Consider the following 1,657-nt stretch of genomic DNA (forward strand, 5'->3'; position numbering starts at 1 on the left):
TTGGCTCTGACGCAATCTCGCTGACGTTTTTCATAATTGGGCACCGATCAGGCGCGCCTGGAGGAGGTCGATCTTGCCTCGGCCATACATCTGTCGTTTGACGAGTTTGAGCCGGGTGATCTGGCCTTCCGTCTGACCATTTGACCAGGTTGAGATGATCGCCGCGTGTACGGCCGCTTCGTCTCGCCTGACGCCATTCGCCAGCGAAGCGATCAGGCTGCTTGAAGCGCGCTCTATCCAGGACGACAGCAGCTCGGCCCGTTTGGTTCTGATCATGGCGTGGAAGTCGGCAACGATCTCCCGAGCCTCGACCAACGTCGGCACGCCGCTTTCGATCGCCGCGATGGCGACCGTTTCGGCTTTTGTGAGATTGTCGCGGCCGATCGTCATCAACCGCGCGATAGTGCGTGCTGAGGGAACCCGCGCCAGACTGCTCGCATCGGTTCTTTCGGCGCGGCGGCGGCGGGTCGCCCACTCCAGAACGACCCTGACGCTTCCTTGGAAGCCGCTCATTCGCAGCGCGCGCCAGAGGGCCGATGCGTTACGGGCACCTGCATCCCATTGCGCATCGAGCCAAGGCAGGTGCGCCTCCAGCGAACTCTGGCGCGGTCGGAAGACGTCGCCGCGCTCGCCACGGACGATCCGCCGGACAGTCATGCGGTGATGCCCCGTCCGCCGCACGATCTGTTTGATCGGCACGCCGTCCTGCCAGAGTGCGAGAACGGCTGCATTCGTCTCTTCTCGCCGCAGATAGCCTTCATACTGTAGTTTCTCGGCCGCTGTCAGGAGCGCAGGATTCACCACGGTGGCGCCGATGGTCCGACGGATCTGGCGCATCGATTTGCGCACCGCGTCCAGGAACGCGCGGCTGGCATTCTCCATCAGGTGCCAGCGATCGGCGACCTGCATCGCCTCTGGCAAAGCCCGCGCCACGGCTTCTCCATAACCGCCACCGCGATCACGAGCGACCGTGTGGACAACGGGTTGATGCCGGAGCCAGGCTTCCGATGTCGCTGTCTCCCGATCAGGCAGCAGGACCACCGGCCGACGGCGCTCAAGATCGCAGACGATCGTGCCGTAGCGGTGATTGCGCCGCCAGGCAAAGTCGTCGATGCCGATCACGCGCAATGGTTCGCTCGGCGTCCTGGCGCGCCGTCGGACCACGCGGAGCAATGTGTCGTTGCTGACCGGCAGCATCATCCTGGCAGCAAGGCTCGCTGCGGGCCTGCCGCCCAAGGCGAGGCCGAGGTGCTGGACGATGTGGTCGAGGCGCTCGGTCCGGCGTGCGCGCGCCGCGAGGACGCCGGTATCGAAGCGCTCCGCGAAGATCTGACGGCCACATAAGACGCCGTCGCAGCGAAATCGCCGGACCAGAACCTGAAGCTCGACACGCCGACCACCGAGCGGCAGGTCCTTGGCTCGTCGCCAGTACCGGCTCTGGATCCGTCGCGAGATCGCCCCACAATCAGGACATCGGCAAGCCACTACGGGGGATCGAACCCGGATAAGGACAAGATCGGGTTCCATCGCGACGCCGTCGACGATCAATCCCGCAGGAACAAGGCTGGCTGGCCGAAATCGCTGATCCATCATGCTGATTCCTCGTAGAAACCAGCGCCAGATCAGTCGCTACATGCAGCAGATTTGAGTCAGAGCC

The 1,657-nt window shown here is 64.0% G+C and carries 1 protein-coding gene; it reads right to left on the bottom strand.

Features of this window, described 5'->3' with window-relative positions; translation table 11 throughout:
- Positions 1-30: 30 nt before the first annotated feature.
- Positions 31-1,590, bottom strand: a complete 1,560-nt coding sequence (locus B5Y19_RS25520) for an ISL3 family transposase (protein WP_079592393.1) — start codon at positions 1,588-1,590, stop codon at positions 31-33.
- Positions 1,591-1,657 lie beyond the last annotated feature (67 nt).

Source organism: Allobosea thiooxidans (genome assembly GCF_900168195.1).
GTDB lineage: Bacteria > Pseudomonadota > Alphaproteobacteria > Rhizobiales > Beijerinckiaceae > Allobosea > Allobosea thiooxidans.

What these genes read in the sequence shown, in the direction of transcription:
- B5Y19_RS25520 (WP_079592393.1), bottom strand. Translation starts at nt 1,590, where the DNA reads ATGGATCAGCGATTTCGGCCAGCCAGCCTTGTTCCTGCGGGATTGATC.